Genomic DNA, 19,836 nt, shown 5'->3' on the forward strand with positions numbered 1-19,836 from the left:
GCTGTGGCGTGAGATCACGTATCTGGCCTACCACTTGCACTGGGGGTTGGACCAGCTACTGGATCTCGAACACGGCGACCGGATCACGTTGCTGGAGGAAGTCAGCACATTGAACGAACGTTTCTGGCAGGGGATCGGCGGCAATGGCGAATAATCAGGCACGCAAGATGGACCCGCCGTTCTCCGGCCAGTTCGTGTTCACTGTGGACGGTCTGACGATCGGGACGTTCCTCGAGGTCTCCGGGCTGTCGGTGCAGATCGACACCGAGGAGATCATCGAGGGCGGCCAGAACCAGTTCACGCACAAGCTGCCCAAGCAGATGAAGTGGCCCAACCTCGTGCTCAAGCGCGGGATCACCGAGACGGACACGCTGTTCGAGTGGTTCGCCAAGTGCTCGGGAGAGGGCCTGGACGCGGCGGGCAGCAAGATCGAACGCAGGCACGGCTCGGTCCAGCTGAAGGACTCGACCGGCAAGGTGGTGCGCCGGTGGGATTTCACCGACGCCTTCCCGGTCAAGTGGAGTGGTCCCAAGCTGGCCGCCTCGTCGAAGGACCTGGCCACCGAAGAGCTGGAGGTGTGCCACTGTGGCTTCAAACCGGCGAACTAGCATCGGTGGCCGCCTGCGTGGGCTGATCTCCTTCACCCGTAGGCAACCGAGGGCGGCGCAGGCCGCCCCGGTAGTATCGACCAAGTCGCTGGCCGTTCGCCCGCCGTGGTGGCGGGCGGCTGCCCAGCGGCTTGTCGGTGGTTTGCTGCCGGGGTTCCGTTCCGGCAGCGACCCCGGTCCGCAGAGCCGGCCCGAGCCGACCTACACCCCGCAGCGCCCCTTGCTGGCCCGGCGGATGCCGTTGGCAGGCAAGGCTTCCATGCTGAAGAAGTCGAAAGACACCGTGATCGGCGGGTCGACGGCGCAGCTGGCGATGGCTCCGCCGCCCGGTGCGCAAGGCGTGGTACAGCGGGAAGCAGCGTCCATTGTGGTCCCGCCGGTGCAGCCGCTGATCAGCACGCCCGCGCAGCGGGCAGTGGCTCCCGCGAACGTCTCCGGCCCGGTGGCGAATTCACCGGGAGCGATCACGGCGGCGGCCCGCACGCTCGCAGCGCAGATGGCCTCCGCTCAAGGCCCATCGGCGCCCACACGACAAGTTTCCTCGGCTCACCCACTGGTGGCGGGCAACAGCCTCGCCGCACCGACTCCGAAGTCGACGGACCAAGCACCCGCGGTGCGGCCCACGAACATGCCGGGACCTGCGCCTTCGGGCCTCGCGGCGGCGGGTCGAATGTCGACAGTGCAAGCTCCGGCGGCCCAAGGGTTGGCAGTGCAGCGTCTCGCGGCGGCGGCCTACCTGGCGACAGGCCAGGCATCATCGGCCATCAGCGTTTCGGCTGCCGGTGAGGCGTCGCCGGCATTCGCCACCCAGTCGGCCACTGCTTTTCCCATTGGATCCGCCACCTCGCTGTTCGCAGCCCGTTCGCCGAAGGCCGGACCGATGTCGCTGCCTGGCCAGCCACCCGCGCCGACATCCGGCATGCTTGGTCTGTCGGCTCCGCTGTTCGGGATCGGCTCATCCATGGCCCAGCCTGGCCAGCCGCCATCCCCAATGGCCCAGCCTGGCTTGATGTCGCTGCCCGGCGAGCCGCCCCTGGCTGCCGTCGCTCCCGAAGTCGCCGAGCGGCCCGCGTCTCCCGAACAGCGCTGGCGTGCGGCCGTCGCCTCGGTTCCCCTTGAGTCGCCCAAGCCTTTCCCGACCAGCGTGCGTCCTCTCGTGGCACAGCTGACCGGCAGTGCGGATGGCGCTTCGTACACGACTGGTCCCGCGACCCGCCGAGCCCTCGCCGAGGTGGGTGCGCTGGGCGCGACCACTGGCCGGGTCGTCCACTTGGCACAGCAGCCGAGTGCCGACCCAGCCTCACTGGGTGTTCTCGCGCACGAGCTCACCCACGCTCGGTCGCCGATCACCCGGCCGCGGTTCATGCTGCACAACCACACTGGCTCGATGGATTCCGACGAACGGCATGCCCGGACTGTCGGTTCGCAGTTCGAAACCGCCGCGCCCATGCGGGTGCAGCGGTTGTTCGGCGGTGGCGGGCTGCCCAGCGTGAGTGGGCTGACCAACCAAGCCACTGGTGCGCTTGGCTCGCTTGGCAACCAGGCGACCGGCATGGTCGGTGGTCTGGCCAACAGCGCGACTTCGGCAATCGGGTCAGGCGCGAGCGAGCTGAGCAACGCCGCGAGCGGGATGACCGAGCGTTTCTCCAGTGCCGCTTCGGGTTTCGCCAACCGGATCGGGGAGGAAGCCGGATCCGTCTCGGCCGGTCTGATCGACAACCTGCCGGTCGGCGGCGGTGCGAATGGTGTTGTCGGTGCCGTGTCGCAGATCGCCAGGACTGTTGTGGACAACGCGGTCCGTGAGGCGACACAGGGCGCGATCAGCGAGGCCAACCAGGCTGTCAGCCAGATGAGCCAGGCCGCGCAAGGCATGGTCGGGCAGGTCCAGAGCATGGCCACCGATGGCGTCAACGGCCTTGCCGGGCAAGCGAACCAGTGGGTCAACGGTGCGATGTCGCAGGCCACGGGCGCCGTACAGGATCTCGGCAACCAGGCCATGGGCGTTGTCGGCGATGCCCAGAACGCTGTCACCAGCGGCGTGAACCAGGCCATGGGTGCCGTGGGCCAGGTCCTCGGTCCTGGTGCGCAGCAGGCGCTGTCCGGTGTGGACCTCGACCGGATCGCGGAGGCGTTGGAGGAACGACTGCTCCGCCAGCTTGAACGACGTGGCGGACGCTATGCGGGGGTGTTCTAGATGGCAGCGGTGAAGGCGTACCTGCTCACTGAGGGCGGCGACCAGATCAAGTGCCTGTTCAACCCGGCCGAGCTGACCATCAGCAAGTCCAACAGCTGGCAGGGTGGCGAGGCGAAGGGCAAGAACGCTCCCGAGCTGCGGTTCCAGGCCGGCCAGTCGGCAACCATGTCGATGTCGCTGATGTTCGACACCACCCGTGAGGGCACGCCGGTCACCGAGCACACCGACAAGCTGCTCAAGCTGATGAAGGTCAACCCCGCGCTGGCCGGCGCCGATCCGAGCCGCAACAAGGCACGTCCGCCGTGGGTGGAGTTCCACTGGGGCGACACGAAGTCGTTCAAGTGCATAGTCGAGCGCGTGCAGATCAGGTTCACGTACTTCGCCAGCTCGGGAAAACCGTTGCGGTGCAAGGCGGATCTGACGATGAAGCAGTGGAAGGACGAGGACCAGCTGCCGCTGCAGAACCCGACGTCCTCGACGCCGACCCTGCACACCGTGCACCAGCTCAGGCCAGGGGAGACCCTGGACCGAGTCGCCGCGGCGCACTACGGCGACGCGACGCGGTGGCGTCAGATCGCCGAGGCCAACGGCATCCTGGACCCGTTGATGCTGCCGAAGGGCAAGCAGCTGGCCATTCCTGAGCAGGGCACTCGCCGACGGGATGGCGGTTATGCCTGAACAGCGGCGCCTTGACGGCGTCATCCTGACCGTGGACGGCTCGCCTTTGCGGACCGAGCTCTACGGCAGGCTGATGCTCGTCCACGTCGAGGAGTCCGTGCAACTGCCGGACTCCTTCGCGCTGCACTTCGACGATCCGCACTTCGAGCTGTTCGACGAGGACAAGTTCCGGCCGGGAACGAAGATCGAGATCGCGTTCCGGGCTGAGGGTGAACCAGTCGTCGTGACCTCCGGCGAGGTCACCGCGGTGTCGGTGGAGCCTGGCGTGTCCGGGCGGCACGAGCTTGTGGTGACCGGGCTTGACCTGACCCATCGGATGGCTCGTGGCGGCAAGTCGCGTGCGTTCACCAACATGACCGACGCGGACATCGCCCGCCGGGTCTCCGGCGAGTACGGCCTTGACCCGGACATCGACGGCACGTCCGAGGTCCGCACGCACATGTTGCAGCACAGCGAGACCGACTACGCCTTCCTCAGAAGGATCGCGAGCTCGATCGGCTACGACTTCTGGATCACCGAGAACAAGTTCCACTTCAAGCGCAAGCCCGTCGGCCGCGGCCAGGCGCCGAAGCTGACGTGGGGCGAGAACCTGCGCAGCTTCAAGGTCCGCTTCGCCTCGGTCGACGCGTGTGACGAAGTCGTTGTCACGGCGTGGGATCCAGTCGACAAGAAGACGATCACCGGCCGTGCCAACACTCCCGACCCGGGCACGGACGCGCCTGCGGCGCAACAGATGGCCGCGGCTGCGAAACGAGCGTTTGGTCAGGTAACCCGCAGGGCCGGTCAGTTCCCGGCGGCCAGTCAGTCCGAAGCGGACGCCCGGGCACAGTCGTTGATGGCCAAGGCATCCGGCGGCGGGGTGATCCTGCGGGGCGAAGCCGTGGGCAACCCGTGGATCGGCGCGGGCAATGACGTGACACTGGACAAGGTCGGCAGCAGGCTCGCCGGCAAGTACCGGGTGACCATGGTCGAGCACATCTACGGTGCCGACCGCCCGTACGTCACCCGTTTCACTTGCGGCGCCAAGGAAGCCGAGAGCCTGGTCGACATGATCGGCGGTGGTGGCGTGGCCAACCGCCAGGAGCACCGAGGGTGGGGAAGCCTTGTCGTCGGGGTTGTCACCAACAACGACGACAAGGAAAGCCAAGCCAGGGTCAAGGTGAAGTTCCCGACCCTGGCGGATGACGAAAGCCAGTGGGCCAGGGTGGCCACGATCGGCGCGGGCGCGTCGCGTGGCATCGAGTGGCTGCCCGAGGTCGGTGACGAAGTGCTCGTCGGGTTCGAGAACGACGACAAGTCACGGCCGATCGTGCTCGGTGGCCTGTGGGGCCGCAAGGACAAGCCGCCCGAGCCGAACCCGACGCAGGACGGCAAGGTCAAGGACCGGGTGATGGCCAGCCGCAAGAACCACCGGATCGTGCTGACCGACGACCCGAAGAGCAAGATCACCGTCAAGCTCGGCGACGCGGAGTGCGAGCTGACGCTTGAGAAGGACGAGTCGAAGCTGACCGGTGAGACAAAGCTGGTGATCAGCGCGAAGGACATCGAGATCAAAGCGGGCAACTCGCTGAAGGTGGAAGCGGCGAAGATCGACATCTCGGCCAAGGGCGCGATCACCGCGACCGGTAAGCCGATCAAGCTGAACTGAGGGTGACAGGCATGAGTGAGCCGGGCAACGGCGATCTGATCGGTTCGGGCTGGGCGTTTCCCGGCCAGATCACGCCGGGCGGCAGCGTTCGTCTTGTCCAGGGCGGCGAGGAGATCGACGCCGCGCTGCGGATGATCCTGACCACCGCGCCCGGCGAGCGCGTGATGCGCCCGGACTTCGGCTGTGCCATGTGGGAACAGGTTTTCGCGCCCGTGAACGCGAACACGCTCGGCCTGATCGAGCAGAGCGTGCGGGAGGCGGTGACGCGGTGGGAGCCGCGGGTCGAGCTCGAATCGGTGGACGCGGTACCAGACGGTGACGGGTCGATGATCGCGATCGACATCGCATACCGGATCAAGGCCACCAACGACCACCGCAACCTCGTCTACCCGTTCTATGTGATCCCCCAGGAGGAACCGGCGCCATGACCCTCCCCGCGCCAAATCTCGACGATCGCCGGTTCCAGGACATTGTCGACGAGGCCAAACGGCGGATCGCCCGACACTGTCCTGAGTGGACGGATCACAACGTGTCCGACCCCGGCGTCGCGCTGATCGAGCTGTTCGCCTGGATGACCGAGATGATCCTGTACCGGCTCAACCAGGTGCCCGACCGGCTGTACGTGAAGTTCCTCGAGCTGGTCGGCATCGAGCTCGCCTCGGCCAGCCCGGCCCGCACGGACATCCTGTTCACGCTGGCCGCGCCGCCCGAGCAGTCGATCCGCGTGCCCGGCGGCACGCAGGTCGGCACCGAGCGCGGCCACGGCGAGGACCAGATCGTGTTCATGACGGACACGGACCTGATGCTGGTCCGCCCGAAGCTGACCGCGCTGCTGACCCGGACCGACGGCCGGTTCGAGAACCGGACCGAGGAACTCGGCCTCGAAGGCACGCAGATCCCGGTCTTCCCGTCGCTGCACGTGGACGACGCGATGTACCTCGGCTTCGAGGAAAGCCTTGAGGGCAACCTGATCCGGGTCGACATCGAGGTGAGTGGCGCGGCCGGTCGCGGTATCGACCCGAGGAACCCACCGCGAGTCTGGCAGAGCTGGAACGGCCGGGACTGGACCAACGCGAAGGTCCTGAGCGACACCAGTGACGGCTTCAACACGTCCGGCGAGATCACGTTGTTGCTCAAGGGGCGGCACGAGAACCTGGCGATCGGTCCGGTGCGGGCGCACTGGGTCCGTGCCAAGCTGATCGACCCGGCCGTCGAAGGGCAGACGTACGACACGCCACCGCTGTTGGACTCGGTCAACGTCATCGGTCTTGGCGGCGCCGTGGCCGCGCACCACGCCGAGCCCGCTCCGCGTGAGCTGATCGGGACCAGCAACGGAGATCCCGGTCAGGTGCACGTCGTGCGCCGTGCGCCCGTGCTGCCCCGGCGCGGGGCTCGCGAGCGTGTCGAGATCGTGCCGCCGCGGCGTGAACCTGGTGTGGACCCGGACCCCGTGCCGTGGACTGAGGTCGCGGACTTCACCGACGCGACCGAGAACGACCGTGTGTACACGTGGAACGGCGCGACCGGCGAGATCCGGTTCGGGCCTCGCGTGATCGGCCGCGACGGCCGGATCCGCCAGTACGGTGCGGTTCCCGAGGAAGACTCGCAGATCTGGGTGACCGGGTACCGGTACGGTGGTGGCAGGCGTGGAAACGTCGGTGCGGGCAAGCTGACCGTGCCGTTGAGCGCGATCCAGTCGGTGGACTCGGTTCGTAACCTCGAACCCGCCACGGGTGGTGTCGACGCGGAGACCGTGGAGAACGCCAAGGTCCGAGGCCCGTTGTACCTGCGCGGCGGGCACCGTGCCGTGACGGGCAAGGACTTCGAGCGACTGACGTTGGCCGCAGCACCAGGTGCCGCTCGTGCGCGGTGCTTGCCGCCGCTGAAGGCGGGCGATCCGGTGCGGCTGCTCGTGGTGCCGCGCAGCGATGTCGCGCCCGAGTCGATGAAGCTGCAGGACCTGGCGTTGAAGCAGGACCTGGTCGACCAGATCAAGGGATACCTCGACGGTCGCCGGTTGCTGACCACCCAGGTCCGCATCGATACGCCGTCGTACCAAGGGATCACGATCGTCGCCGAGGTGCACGCGTCCCCGACCGTGCGGTCGGAGAAGGTCCGTGAGGACGCCGAACGGGCGCTGTACGAGTTCGTCAACCCGGTCACCGGCGGCCCGGACGGCAAGGGCTGGCCTTTCGACGCGGATCTGTCCATTGGGGACATCTTCTCGGTTCTGCGTGGTGTTGCTGGTGTTTCGCGCGCCGAGACCGTGCACATGTTCCTCGCGGACCTGCGTGGCCAGCAGCAACCTGAGGAAGTCGGCCAGCGCGTCCGGCTCGCCAAGGAAGAGCTGTTCATGTCGGTGTCCCATCGGGTGGTGGTCAGGCAATGACAGCCAACGCAGGCTGGCTTGTGAACCAGCTTCCGGCGATCATGCGCCGGGACCCGGTGATCTCCGGCTTCGTCCGTGCGTTCGAGGAGATCGGCGACTCGGTCCGTGATCAGGTCGTCGACATCGAGCACGAGCTGGACGTCAACCTCGCTTCACCCGAGATGCTGGTGTACATGGCGTCATGGATCGGCGTGGACGCCGACGCCGCCACGCTCGCCTCCGAGGATCCCAGCGTCCGGGACGCCCAGCGCCGGCTGATCCGCGCGGTCGGCCAAGCGCTTGTCTGGCGTGGCACCAGCCGTGGTCTGGAACTGCTGCTCGAGGCGCTGACCGACAGCCGGGTGGACGTGATCGACTCCGGTGGCGTGTTCGGTCCCCGCGACGACGTGCCGCAGGCGTCCCATGTGGTCACGGTCGAGCTCGACCACACCGGCCTGCTGACTAAGAAGCAGGTGATGACGTTCCTCGCCGAGGAACTCCCGATCGGCGTCCGGGTCGACCTGGTCGTCCGGTCCGAACAGCAGGAGCAACGATGAACTGCCCAGAGTGCGGCCAGCCGGTGCCGCCGCAGGGCGCGAAACTCTGTGCGCACTGCGGCTATCCGTTGCTGTTGGACAAACCGGCACATGTGGAGCCGCAGCCCCACAAGGTCACCCACAAACCGGTCGACGACGGTGTGATCAGCTACACCGGACAGATGCCCTATCCGCCGCGGCAACAGCAACGCGCGTACGCGCCGCCACCGCAGCCGCATCGCCCGCCGCCACAGGTGATGCGGGAGCCGCAGCGGGCGCTTGGGCCGCATTGCCCACAATGCCGTCAGGTGAACCCGCCGCACCGCAAGCGTTGCGAGGTCTGCGGGTGCGAACTGTGGCCGGGCGCGGCTTTCCCGCCTCGCTGGATGCCCGAGCCGCCACCCGTCGCCGCAGGTCCGAAGCGCAAGAGCCAGTGGTGGAAGACCGCGCTGCTGATCGGCTTGCCGTTGGTCGCGATGGGAACGGTCTGGGCCCTGGCTTACTTCCTGTGAGGGCCTGCGTATCCTCTGCGCGTGTCAGTTGATCTTGAGGCGACTCTGCGCACGCCGATCACGTTGGCTGTCCTGATTGACCGCACTCGCAACGTTCTCGCCGACCTGCTGGGCGGGGTCGAGGTGCCTGACTTGGCGGTTCTCACCGATCGCAGGCGTGGCCGCGTTCTCGGTCAGGCCGGGTTGAGCGCCGCGGTGATCGGCGAACCGATCGAGCCCGACCAGGACGGCCTGTCCGGCTCGGTGTTCTACGACATCGACATCCCGGCCACCGGCGACGGCGTCCGGCTGATGGTCATCGACTTCATCGGCGAAGCGTCCATCGACGACGACCGGCACGCCGTGTTCAGCCCGAGCCGCACACCCGTCGGCATCACGGTGGCGACCGGATTAGCCCTGGCCACAGCACAATTAGGCGACGGCGAATTCGTCGACGACGAGATCCGCATGCTCACACCACCCGTGCGTGACCCGGACGAGGTCATCAGCCGGACCCGTCTGGAAGGCCCGGCCGACGACTTCGTTGGTCAGTGCACGAAGTACCTGCGGCAGTTCCCCGGCTCTACGGAACTCGCGTGAAGCCGACGCCCTTGAGCAGGATGTTGGTGCGACCACCGATGTCGGGCTGAACGTCGGGGCTCAGGCTGAAGATCACGTCCTTGATCGGCTGCTTGCCCTGCGGTACCTGAAACGGGATCGCGACCCGCTCGCCGATCTTGGTCGCGGTGCCTTGGACAGCCTGTGACGTGCCGTCGAGGAAGTTCATCGTCGCGGTGTACCGAGTGCCTGGCAGGCCGGTGAAGTAGACGTTCACCGCGGTGAGCGCCCGGTCGAACTGCATCCGGATCGGGACGATGTTGCATTCCCGGATCTCGGTCGGGATCCCTGACGTGACGTAGACCCCCGCGCCGGCCACTGGGTTGGTCGAGTTCGGGTTCGCCCGGTTGACCCGCAGCGCCACCTGGGTGGCGTTCTTGCACTGGATCGGTCCCCGATCCGGCAGCGCGACCAGGTTGAGGCCCTTGTCGGCGTAGTGGTTGGCCGCGATCGGGCCGTCCCTGGTCACGGCCTGGCCGCTGAGGTCCTGCTCGAAGTCGATGTTGTCGGTCACGGGCACGGCCTGTGGCGCACCTGACTGAGCCGGAGGCGCGGTGGCAGGCTGAGATGGTGGCGGCTGGGGAGCGGCTGAGCTCGCGTTCGGCGGCGCGGGCGGCTGAGTCTGTGCCGGTGGGTTCTGCTGCTGCGGAGGTTGCGGGACTTGTTGCTGCGCCTGCGGCTGGACCTGTGCCGCCGTTGCCGCGGCGTTGTCGGCTTTGATGTCACGCAACAAAAGCGCGCCACCGACGGTCGCACCACCCAACACGGCCAGGCCGGCGGCCAGAGCACCGAACTTCATCCAGCCGCCACGGATCTTCGGCCGCTGCACGAACGAGACCGGCTTCTCCACCACCGTTTCGCCGGCGTGCGCCCGCAGCGTCGCCGACCGGTGTTTCTCCGAGCCTGTCAGTGGTTGGTCGGAGTTCACGGTCACCTGCGAACCCGCCACCATGCCCGGCTCGAGCCGCAGCTCGCGGGGCGCGAACTTGAAGCCGACCCGGTTCTCCGGGTCCGTGCCCGACAACGTCACGGCCATCGGCATGTTGCCTTCGTTGGCCAGGTTGATCACGTAGTTGCCGATCTTGCCGCCGTTGGCGACCTCGGGCTGCACGTTCATCGTCAGCGCGGGGGCCGGCCGGACATCCAGCGGGAGTTCCTCGCAGCGGGACACTTCCTGGCTGTACGGCGACTTCACCACCAGGCCGAGGATGTACGGGCCCGCGATCATGCCACCGCGCTCGGGCACGGAGATCTGCATCCGCAGCGTGCCGACTTCCTTCGGGCGCAGCTTCACCACGTCCGGCTCACACCGGAACAGGTCGTTGCTCGGCAGACCGACCACGTGCGCGGCGAAGTGCTCGACGACCTGGCTCGCGTTCTGGACAGTCAGCTCCACGTCGGCGGTCTCGCCCGGCCCGAGCGAGATCCGCTCCGGACTGACGGTCACTTTCATCGCGATGGCCATGGCTGATCATCCTTCGATTCGTGGTCCGACCCAGGACGCCCAGTCCTGAGCCGAGTTGGGGCCCGCGTTGAAGCGGAACCTGATCCCGGTGGCACCCGCGTGCGGGGTCAGGTCGACGTTGATGGGGCGCATGACACCGTCGGACGCGGAGTCGTTGACCGTGGCGATCGTGGTCGCCGTGCCGCCCTTGATGACGCTCACGATGAACGTGCCGCCACCGGCCGACGGCGGGCTCTCCACGGCCATGAAGCCGACCGTGGCCTTGAACCGGTCACCGGCGATGATCGGGCGCGGCAACGTGAAGTTGCCTTGAATGAAGCCGTTGTTCACCCACTGCGGGTGCGTTTCGAGGAACGCGGGCTTGGAGCCGTTCTCCAGCGGAAAACCGCTGCGCGGCTTGACGAATCCACGCTCGTCGATGTCGCTTCCGTTGAACGGCAGCGTTCCCGCGCCACTGGTCCACTGCGCGCTGGATGCGCGTGCAAGCAGATCGATCACGGCCGGCGTACCCGAGGAGACCTGCAAGTTCACCGTTGTCTGCGGCGCGACGACCTTGCCGCCGCCCGGGTTCTGCGAGATCACGAGCCCGGCGGCGACCGAGTTGCTCGCGACGTGTGCCACCGCGGTGCGCAGGTTCGCGTTGGTGAGTGCGGTGGTTGCGGCGTTCTGGGTCTGCCCGACGACCGAAGGCACGGTGGTGTCCGGCGGTTTGGTGACCTCGATCGTCCGGGACGTCATCGCGGTCTGCCCGTCCGGCATCGTCACCTGCACACTGACCTGGTACATCCCGATCGCGGCCCACTTGTGGCTGACCATCGCGCCGCTGCCGTTCTGGTTGTCACCGAACGACCACGTCGCGTGCTTCGGAGCGACGCCTTTGGTGTCGTCGACCTTCAGCGTGATGTTCTCGTTCACCACCGGGCTGGCCTTGGACGGCGTGATCTTGACGACCGGCTTCTCCGGCTTGGGCGGCGGATCAGTCGTCGGTGGCGGCGGTGGAGGTGGCGGAGCCGGTGGCGGTGGTGGGGGAGGAGGCGGCGGTGGAGGTACGTACGGTGGAGGGACCTGCGGAGGCGGCTGCTGTCCCTGAGTCGGGGGTTGCTGCTGTGTCGGAGGCGGAACGGGAACCTGCGACGGGTCCTGCACCGGCGGTTGTTGCGGGTTCGGTTGCGTGGGCACGCCCCTGATCGGTGCGGTCAAACCCTTGTTCGGATCGTTCTTGTCGTACTTGGCCACATCCAGGACGGTTCCGTCGAGCGTGATGACGCCGGCCTCGTCGGAGTCTGGGACGTTGAAGAAGACCACGCCGTCCCGGGACACCAGTTGGAACTGCCGGGCGGACTTGACCACCCGCGGCTGCGCGAGGACGGTTTTCTTGTCCAGGTCGACGATCCAGACCTGACCGGTTGTGTAGTCCGGGACGAACAAGCGATTGCCCGCCTCGACGGCCGCGCCGAGGCTGCCGCCCGCCAACGGCACCGCGTTGGAGCAGCTTTCCTCGGCCAGACCGCAGATCGTGAGCACGCCACGCGGCGCGACCACGTAGAACCGGTCGCCGTACGGCGAACCGCTGACCTGGACCTCCTCGCCTTGACGCAAGTCCAGATCGATGGTCGTGCCGGCCGTGCGCAGCAACGGGTCGACCACGGTTGCCTTGCGCGCGGCCACTTCCACGACCACAGGCTTGCCGTTGACGATCGTCAGCATGCTGCGCCCGGGCCGGGTGACCTCCTTGATCGGCTCCTTCTCCGCGCCGTCGACGAGTGTCCGCACATCACCGGTCGCGTTGTCGGAGATCCACAGTCTTCCGTCGGTGTCGATGCCGGTGGTGCCGGGAGCGATCTGGGTCGCGAGGGTTTGCGGCGTGCTCAGCGCACGTCCTGTCCGCGGGTCGGCATTGGTGAACAGCCCGCGTTGAGTGTCCACGATGTACAGCTTGCCGGAGCCTGCGAACGCTGTCAGCCCGGCGCGAGCTCCCTGTATCGGTGTTTCCGGCGCGCTGACCTCGAATGTTGCCCCGTCGATCCGTCGAATGGTCCCCGCGGTCTGGTCGACCGAATACGCGTTCGGCCCGGCCTGCACGACGTCGAGCACCGAACCCGGCTGTGCGACCTGCACCTGCGCGGAGACCTCGGTGGACGTGCCGTCCAGCAGGCTCAGCTGCCCCACGCGGCCGGACGGCAGCCACGCCGTGCCGGACAGCAGCTTGACGTCATGAACCTCGTTGCCACTGTCCACTCCGGCCACGGCGACCCCACCGACAGCCGCCACCGCGAACCCGGTGGCGATCCCGTTGCGTATCCACGGTTTCTGCAGGGATAACAGCGTCATATCCCCGCCTCCCGTTGTCGCTTGTCCCGGGCAGCCTGCGGCGGGATCCGCAGCCCCAACATGGGCAACAGCCAGATGAAGGTCGCGGACCCGACGGCGAACTTGCCTGCGATAGTCGTGTCATTGAAGACGTTGAAGCTGCAGTCCGCTTTGCCTCCCGCGCACGGGCCTTCGGTCCAACCGGCGAAATGTGAATCGGAACGGGCTGCGGCCGAGACGAAAACGGCGTTGTCCGGGTCGGTCACGGTGTATGTGCATGTCGCTGTTTGGGCCACTGCCGCGCAGTCACGTGCGTCCAGGCCACCTCCCCTGACCGTGACGGTGCCGGAACTGCCGGTCGCTGCGGTCACGCGGACGGTCAACTTCGTCGGTGCCGGTTTGGCTTCGAACTCGTTGGCCACCGAGATGCTTTCGGTGTGCGTGCTCGTCCGCACGGTGCAGGTCGCGCTGGTGGAGCCCGCGCATTCCGCTGGGGTGCGCCACTTGCCGATCCGATGTGTGGAGTCGGGCTCCATCCGGAACGTGATGTTGGTGCGCCGGTCCACCTCACCGGTGCAGCGCGAACCGGACGAGCACGAGGCCAGATTGCCTGGGCCGCCGGTGATCCGGCCTCCTGGAGCCACTGTCACACTGACGCTTATCGTTGGCGCGGCACCGACCGTCACGGTCACCGACCCGGATGTCTCCCTGCTGTCCGGGATCCGAGCCTGCACACTGACCAGGTACTGGCCTTCCTGGCTCCAGGTCTGCTGCACCGGTGCGCCGGTCTTCGACCCCCCGCCCTGGAAGCTCCAGCGGATGTTCGACAGCTGCTGGCCATCGCTCGCGGTGACGTTGAACGTGGCTGGCTCACCCGCGACCGGGGCCGACGGATTGGCCGTGATTCGCAAGCTGGGCAGGGGATCGGGCGTCGGCGGCGGTTGAGAGCTGCTGCTCGAGGAATTCGACGGCTGCTGCGACGGCGAACTGGAGTGCTGGTTCGGGTTCGGCTGTTGCGATTGGTAAGGCTGTTGTGTTTGCTGCGTCCTGTTCGGCGGTTGCGTGACCGACGGTGTGTTCCGCGGGCTGGTCTGACGCGGCGGATTGGACTGTGGGTTGGCCTGGGAAGGCGGCGTGGGCTGGCTGGCGCCGGCAGACGGTGGCGTCTGTCCTGATTGGCCCGCGACGGGTTGCGTCAGGCCTTTGTTCGGATTCGTTTCGTCGTACTTCGCCGTGTTCAAAACGGTGCCGTCAAGCTGGATGACACCGGCGCGCGCGGACTCCGGGTCGTTGAAGAACACCACGCCGTCGCGTGCCAGCAGCTGGAAATCGCCTGCGGGCGTGAGGACTTGCGATTTCGCCACGACCTTTCCGCCTGCCAGGTCGATGATCCAGACCTGGCCGGTGGTGTAGTCCGGCACGAACACGCGCTTGCCCGCCTCCACGGCGGGGCCGAGCTTGCTGTTGGCAGTCAACGGGATCACCTGCTCGCAGGATCCCACGGTCAGGTCACAGATGTGCACGACACCACGCGAAGCCACGATGTACACGCGAGGATCGTGGGGTGATCCGCTGACCTGCACGGTGTCGTCGGCCCGCAGGTCGAGGCCGATCGTCCGGTCGGCCGTTCCGGTGATCGGGTCGACCGTGATCACCTTGCGGCCTTGGACGTTCACGACCACCGGCGAACCACCGGCAATCGTGACAACGTTCTCGCCGGGGTCGGTGACCTTCGCGTTCGTCCGCTCCTGGCCGTCGAACCTGGTCAGCACGCCGGTCGAGTTCTCAAGTACCCAGAGCCGTTTCGCGTCGTCCAAAGTGGTCGTATTGGTGCCGACCTGCGCGGCGAGCGTCTGCTCCTTGCCGCGACGAGCAACGGTCCGCGGGTCGGTGTCGACCAACACGCCGCGTTCGCTGTCGAATGCGTACAACACATTTTCGCCCGCGAACGCCGTCAAACCGGCACGGGAGTCGGGAATCGGCGCTTCTGGTGTGCTCAGTTCGAAGGTGGCGCCGTCGATCCGGCGGATCGTGCCCGCGGTTTTGTCCACCGCGTACGCGGTCGACCCGGCCTGCACCACGTCCACCACGTTGCCGGGCGGGGCGACCTGCAACTGGGCAGCCACCTCGGCCGTCGACCCGTCCAACAGGGTCACTTGTCCGACCTTCGCCGACGACAACCATGCCGAACCGGACAGCAAACGCACGTCCTGCGCGGGAATTCCGTCATCGGCACCGAAAACAACCGCCGCGCCGACAAGGAGCGCAGCTGAGACGACCCACGCACTTGAACGCATCTCATCCTCTGGTCAGCTTGTCCATCGCGCGCCTGCGCCGCCGCTCGTCGCGCCATCGGGCGTACAGCGGCCGCGGGTCGAGCCAGGCGCGGACCGTCAACAGTGGACTACGGGCCTTGCGCAATTCCCTGCGGAGCTGACTTTCCAGCTGCCAGGCTTCCTCGACGATGTTCTCGTCCGGCTCCGCCGGTTCGAACACCGCCTTGGTGACGATCGGGGCAAGCACCGCAAGCGATCCGGTACCCGATTCGCCGATCTTCTCACGCGCCTGCTCGCTGACTTCCTGCGCGGTGGCCGACGCTGTTACCGGAACACCGTGTTCGATCAACCGGTCTGTCGCTTGTTGCCACGCACCGATGATTCTGGCCGCACGGCTACCAGAACGCCGTTGTCGCCGTCGCCGGAACTTCTCGATGGCGATCGCGATCGGCGTGAGGACAGCCAGCGCACCGAGTCCGATGAGGACGAACAAGGCCCAGTCGAGCACGGTCAGCGCGCCTTCACCGAGCCTTGGCAGGTTCGGGTCCTCGGCGGGCTGCGACGCGGTGGAGTTCTCCTCCGGCCGGTTCTCGTCCGCGGGGGTCTCGGTGTCCTTGGGTTTCGGAGCGTTGGCGGGATGGCGTTTCGGGTCGGTCGGCTCGAACGCGACCCAGCCGTATCCTGCCAGGTTCACCTCCGCCCACGCGTGCGCGTCACCGGACTTGACCTCGTAGGTGTCGCCCTTCCTGCGGTCCTTGTTGAGCAGGTATCCGACTGCGACCCTGGTCGGAAATCCTTGCGTACGGGCAAGCACGGCGAACGCCGACGCGAACTGCTCGGCGTACCCGACCTGCTCGTTGATGTTGGGCCCGAACAACCGGCTGATCGCGTCGTAGGAGTGTCCGGGGCGGGTGTCCAGGCTGTACGGGAAGCCCTGCATGTACTTCTGGATCGCCATCAGCTTGGCGTACGGCTCCGACACGTTCGCCGCCAGCTCAGTGCCTTTGGCCAGAATGACGTCCGGCATCCGTGGATCGTCCCGTGGCAACTGGGTGTACCGGTTGGAGACCGAGTACGGCACGCTCTTGTCCAGCCCGGTTTTCCGGCCGACCTCGGTGACCAGCTCGTAGTTCCAGCCATTCGGCAGCTGGTCGGTCGCCAGAATGCCGGAGTCCTTGCTGTAGCCGACCCGCGGCGCGCCTTTGACCGACACGGGTGCCCCGATCTGCGGCAGGTACTGCCCTTGCAGGCCGTTGACCTGGACGTTGAGCGTCACCCTGCGCGGGTTGACCAGCGATTCGTCCTGCGGCAGCGTGCTTCCGGCGAGCAGGAACTGGTCCTGTGAGCTCCACATCGCGCCGTCGAACGTGTCCAGTGCGACGGTCCTGATCCGGTCGATGCCCTCGGTGTCACCGCTGAGCTTGACGGTGAACATGTCCGCGTCGGGCTTGCGTAACTGGGTTTTGAGTGTGGCCAACGGGTTGATCAGGTCGTCGATGTTCAGCGGCGGCTCGACCACGTCCCGCAGATCGAACCGGTTGTCGCCGTCGGCGAGCGGCACGAACTGCATTCCGGCCAGCCCGGCGGCGATCGCGACGACTACCACGGGCAGACCGAAGAGGAACCGGCCCCAGACTGCCTTCGCGTTGATCGTGCGCGCCATCGGATCGGACGTCCCGGCGCGGATCAACGTCACCAGCAGCACGACCGCCAGCAACACGCCGACCGGGATCATGCCGCCGACCGAACGCGGTGCGGTGATCGGCAGCGCGATCATGAAAGCCAGCACCGGCGCCAGAACTGGGGCGAGCAAGTACTTGGTCCGCAGCACGAGCGACGCCGCCACGATCCCACCGAGGAAGCAGATCAGCGCGGGCGTGAACTCCAGTTCGCCACTCGGATCGGCGGGCAGGTTGACCGACAACATCTTCACCCAGCCGGAGATGACGCTGGTGCCCAGGGACTGCAGCGTGGTGCCGGTCGGAATGCCCCGGTTGAGCGTGCCGCGGAACACCGCGAAGATCGCGACGAGCAGGAACGCGAGTACGCCGACACCGGCCGTGACCAGCAGCGACCAGCGGCGGATCGCCGCGACGGCCCCGATCAGCACACCGACAGCGGCCGCGGTGAGGGTCGAGATCAGGAAGCCCAGGCCGCTGAAGAACCGCAAGTACACCAAGCTGGAAACGCCCATCGCGACCCCGATGAGCACCAGCTGCGAGTACGCGGGCAAGCCCATCTTCAGCCGTGGCTGGGTTTGCGGGATGTGCTGCCGGGCGCGCTTCGCCTTCTTGGCCGGCGGATCCGGGTTGAGCAGGGCCGACTGCGTGACGCTGACGGTGTGCGTGACGTCGCCGCCCGCGCTGCGTGGGCCGGCGGGCGGCGATTGCGGGCGAATGGCGGTCATGTTCGCACCAGCTTGTTCCAGGCGTCGGCGAACTCGTCGGCAGTGCGCACGGTCAACGACACGACCCCGTTCAACGGCGTCGGCGGAGCGTTGAACCGGCTGGCGAACTGGATCAGGCTCGCCATCAGGAAATGCCTGCGGACCGTCGGCAGCACGCCCAACGTCCGCGGATCGGGCGTTCCCGTCACCACGCCCAACGCCACGCTGTCGTCCGCCGCGACCATGCTCGGCAAGGCCGCCAGGCCGGGATCTTCACGGGTTGCCTTTGCCGCGGCCAGAAGATCCAGCGCAGCCACGGCACCGTCGTAAGCCTTGTCGCTGGCGGCGACTCCACCGCTGGTCGTACGCAGTTCGAGCGGGAAACCACCACGGATCGCCGCCATCGCCAATGAAGCCGCCGCACTGACCGCGGCCTCGAAACTCTCCTCGGAGTAACCGAGAGAGTTGGTGTCCAGCACGACCATCAGCCGCGGCTGATTGGGAACGACGTTGTGCCGCACCATCATCTGGCCGGTACGTGCGGTCGACTTCCAGTGGATCAGCCGCCAGTCGTCACCGGGTACGTATTCACGCAGGCTGTGGAACGCCACACCGCCCTGCGGCGAGTAGCTGGACGTCGGCCCGTCCATGTCCCTGGTCTGCCCGGTCGGCACCGGTTCGACGTTCAGCAGCCGCGGATGCACATATAACGTTGAGAACGCTGAAAAAACAGTGCCGACCCGCATCAGCCGCAACGGATCCGTGTGCCCGATCGACATCGGGCCGACCTGGTAGATCCCGCGCCGGTTGGTCGGCAGGTAGTACGTCGTGGTGTGGTCGCTGCCGCCGGCCAGGCTCGGGATCGGCACCTGGACCTGCCGGTTGGCCATCTGCTCGGACGCCAGGATGGGCGGGCTGCGGCGCTTGGACTCGTTGGTCAGCGTGATCACGCCCATCGCCTTCTCGCCTTCCGAGACCCGCTGCGGGCGGACCTCACGAACAGCGGAAAGGTCTGGGCGCAACGCCATCCACGCTCCGGCGACGGCCAACGTCGCCAGCGCTGCGAAGCCGAGCGCGATCAGTTCCGGGTAGTCAGCGAGCCAGCCGAGAGCGAGCAACACGACCGCCGAGACGGCCATCGCCACACCGGACTTCGTAGGCATGTCACGCCCCGACGGGAGCCTGCGGCACCGGGACAGCGGCGAGAATGCGGTCCACGATCCCTTCCGGCTTGAACTCCTGCACGGCGGCCTCGGGCGTGAGCACCAGCCGGTGCGCCAGCACAGGCTTGGCCATCTGCTTCACGTCGTCCGCGGTGACGAACGCGCGTCCGTCGACGGCCGCCCGTGCCTGCGAGGCGGTTGCCAGAGCGTTGCTGGCACGAGGGCTTGCGCCGAGTTTGAGCTGTGGAATGGTTCTGGTGGCGTTGGTGATGGTGACGATGAACGCCTGCAGCGCCGGTGCGACGTAGATCCCGCGCACCACTTCGATCATCTGCTGCAAGTCCTCGACCGTGCAGACCGGCTGCAGCTGTTCGGGCAGCCTGCGGGCGATCGCGTCGCCGACGATCCGGACCTCGTGCTCCGGTGTCGGGTAACCGATCCGCAGCAGCATCATGAACCGGTCCAATTGGGCTTCCGGCAACGAATACGTGCCCTGTTGGTCGACCGGGTTCTGGGTGGCGATCACGAAGTTGGGCCGCGGCAGCGGATACGTCACACCGTCCACAGTGACCTGGCGCTCGGCCATCGCCTCCAGCAGCGCCGACTGCGTCTTCGGTGAGGCGCGGTTGATCTCGTCGGCGAGCAGGATGTTGCCGAAGACCGGGCCTTCCTTGAACTGGAACTGGCCCTTGTGCGTGTCGTAGATCTGCACACCGACCACATCGGAAGGCAACAGGTCGGGGGTGAACTGGATCCGGCGCATCGATCCGCCGACGGAGTGCGCGATCGCCTTGGCCAGCGACGTCTTCGCGACCCCGGGCACGTCCTCGATCAGCAGGTGCCCCTCGGCGAGCAGACCGACAACGGCGTTCCAGATCACGTTGGTCTTGCCGTGGATGAAGTGCTCGACGTTGCGGACCAGATCGTTGCAGCGCCGCTGGACCCAGCCGACGCGCTCGGCGAGCTGAGTTCCATAGGTCATCGAACGCCCCCAGCCAGTCTTCTCCCTGAACCTGTCTGGAAAACACTATTCCGATTGGACCGCCGTGGCCTGCCCGAAAGGGCGGCGATACGGGCGCACGGCTGTGACGAGAA

At 67.0% G+C, this 19,836-nt stretch carries 16 protein-coding genes; 10 read left to right on the forward strand and 6 right to left on the reverse strand.

Annotated features, from left to right (window positions below; all coding sequences use genetic code 11):
- The first annotated feature begins 1 nt into the window (after position 1).
- Genes B9C43_RS59910 through B9C43_RS02335 form a run of 10 tightly spaced genes read left to right on the forward strand, consistent with a single transcriptional unit; the run spans position 2 to position 9,123 of the window.
- The gene (locus B9C43_RS59910) at positions 2-154 is read left to right on the forward strand and encodes a DUF6760 family protein (protein WP_312024906.1); all 153 of its coding nucleotides are present in this window, start codon (positions 2-4) and stop codon (positions 152-154) included.
- Positions 144-608: a phage tail protein gene (locus B9C43_RS02295; RefSeq protein WP_033380926.1), complete on the forward strand. Its 465-nt coding sequence runs from the start codon at positions 144-146 to the stop codon at positions 606-608. The genes B9C43_RS59910 and B9C43_RS02295 overlap by 11 nt, the downstream gene beginning before the upstream one ends.
- The gene (locus B9C43_RS02300; protein ID WP_143446043.1) at positions 586-2,802 is read left to right on the forward strand and encodes an eCIS core domain-containing protein; all 2,217 of its coding nucleotides are present in this window, start codon (positions 586-588) and stop codon (positions 2,800-2,802) included. The genes B9C43_RS02295 and B9C43_RS02300 overlap by 23 nt, the downstream gene beginning before the upstream one ends.
- Entirely contained in the window at positions 2,803-3,480 is a 678-nt protein-coding gene (locus tag B9C43_RS02305; RefSeq protein WP_033380920.1) for a CIS tube protein, read from the forward strand.
- Positions 3,473-5,128, forward strand: a complete 1,656-nt coding sequence (locus tag B9C43_RS02310; RefSeq protein ID WP_084424361.1) for a VgrG-related protein — start codon at positions 3,473-3,475, stop codon at positions 5,126-5,128. Before B9C43_RS02305 ends, B9C43_RS02310 begins: the two co-directional genes overlap by 8 nt.
- A gap of 11 nt (positions 5,129-5,139) precedes the next feature.
- Positions 5,140-5,556: a GPW/gp25 family protein gene (locus B9C43_RS02315; RefSeq protein WP_084424362.1), complete on the forward strand. Its 417-nt coding sequence runs from the start codon at positions 5,140-5,142 to the stop codon at positions 5,554-5,556.
- Entirely contained in the window at positions 5,553-7,517 is a 1,965-nt protein-coding gene (locus B9C43_RS02320; RefSeq protein WP_084424363.1) for a putative baseplate assembly protein, read from the forward strand. Before B9C43_RS02315 ends, B9C43_RS02320 begins: the two co-directional genes overlap by 4 nt.
- Positions 7,514-8,053, forward strand: a complete 540-nt coding sequence (locus B9C43_RS02325; protein ID WP_084424364.1) for a hypothetical protein — start codon at positions 7,514-7,516, stop codon at positions 8,051-8,053. The genes B9C43_RS02320 and B9C43_RS02325 overlap by 4 nt, the downstream gene beginning before the upstream one ends.
- Positions 8,050-8,544: a zinc-ribbon domain-containing protein gene (locus tag B9C43_RS02330; protein WP_033380917.1), complete on the forward strand. Its 495-nt coding sequence runs from the start codon at positions 8,050-8,052 to the stop codon at positions 8,542-8,544. Before B9C43_RS02325 ends, B9C43_RS02330 begins: the two co-directional genes overlap by 4 nt.
- A 21-nt stretch (positions 8,545-8,565) precedes the next feature.
- Positions 8,566-9,123 (forward strand): hypothetical protein, encoded by a 558-nt coding sequence (locus B9C43_RS02335; RefSeq protein WP_033380916.1) that lies wholly within the window; start codon positions 8,566-8,568, stop codon positions 9,121-9,123.
- On the opposite strand, the gene B9C43_RS02340 is transcribed toward B9C43_RS02335, so the two are convergent.
- From B9C43_RS02340 to B9C43_RS02365, 6 genes are read right to left on the reverse strand one after another with little or no spacing between them, the layout of a single operon-like run.
- Positions 9,107-10,606 (reverse strand): COG1470 family protein, encoded by a 1,500-nt coding sequence (locus B9C43_RS02340; RefSeq protein ID WP_084424365.1) that lies wholly within the window; start codon positions 10,604-10,606, stop codon positions 9,107-9,109. The two genes, B9C43_RS02335 and B9C43_RS02340, sit on opposite strands and share 17 nt — an antisense overlap.
- A 6-nt stretch (positions 10,607-10,612) precedes the next feature.
- Positions 10,613-12,937 (reverse strand): PASTA domain-containing protein, encoded by a 2,325-nt coding sequence (locus tag B9C43_RS02345; protein WP_084424366.1) that lies wholly within the window; start codon positions 12,935-12,937, stop codon positions 10,613-10,615.
- The gene (locus B9C43_RS02350; RefSeq protein ID WP_084424367.1) at positions 12,934-15,213 is read right to left on the reverse strand and encodes a PKD domain-containing protein; all 2,280 of its coding nucleotides are present in this window, start codon (positions 15,211-15,213) and stop codon (positions 12,934-12,936) included. Before B9C43_RS02350 ends, B9C43_RS02345 begins: the two co-directional genes overlap by 4 nt.
- Before the next feature lies 1 nt (position 15,214).
- A complete protein-coding gene (locus tag B9C43_RS02355) occupies positions 15,215-17,599 on the reverse strand; it encodes a transglutaminase TgpA family protein (RefSeq protein ID WP_084424368.1) in 2,385 nt (794 codons plus the stop codon).
- Entirely contained in the window at positions 17,596-18,741 is a 1,146-nt protein-coding gene (locus B9C43_RS02360) for a DUF58 domain-containing protein (protein ID WP_084424369.1), read from the reverse strand. The genes B9C43_RS02355 and B9C43_RS02360 overlap by 4 nt, the downstream gene beginning before the upstream one ends.
- Before the next feature lies 1 nt (position 18,742).
- The gene (locus B9C43_RS02365) at positions 18,743-19,723 is read right to left on the reverse strand and encodes an AAA family ATPase (RefSeq protein WP_084424370.1); all 981 of its coding nucleotides are present in this window, start codon (positions 19,721-19,723) and stop codon (positions 18,743-18,745) included.
- Positions 19,724-19,836 lie beyond the last annotated feature (113 nt).

The organism is Kibdelosporangium aridum (assembly GCF_900176515.1).
GTDB lineage: Bacteria > Actinomycetota > Actinomycetes > Mycobacteriales > Pseudonocardiaceae > Kibdelosporangium > Kibdelosporangium aridum.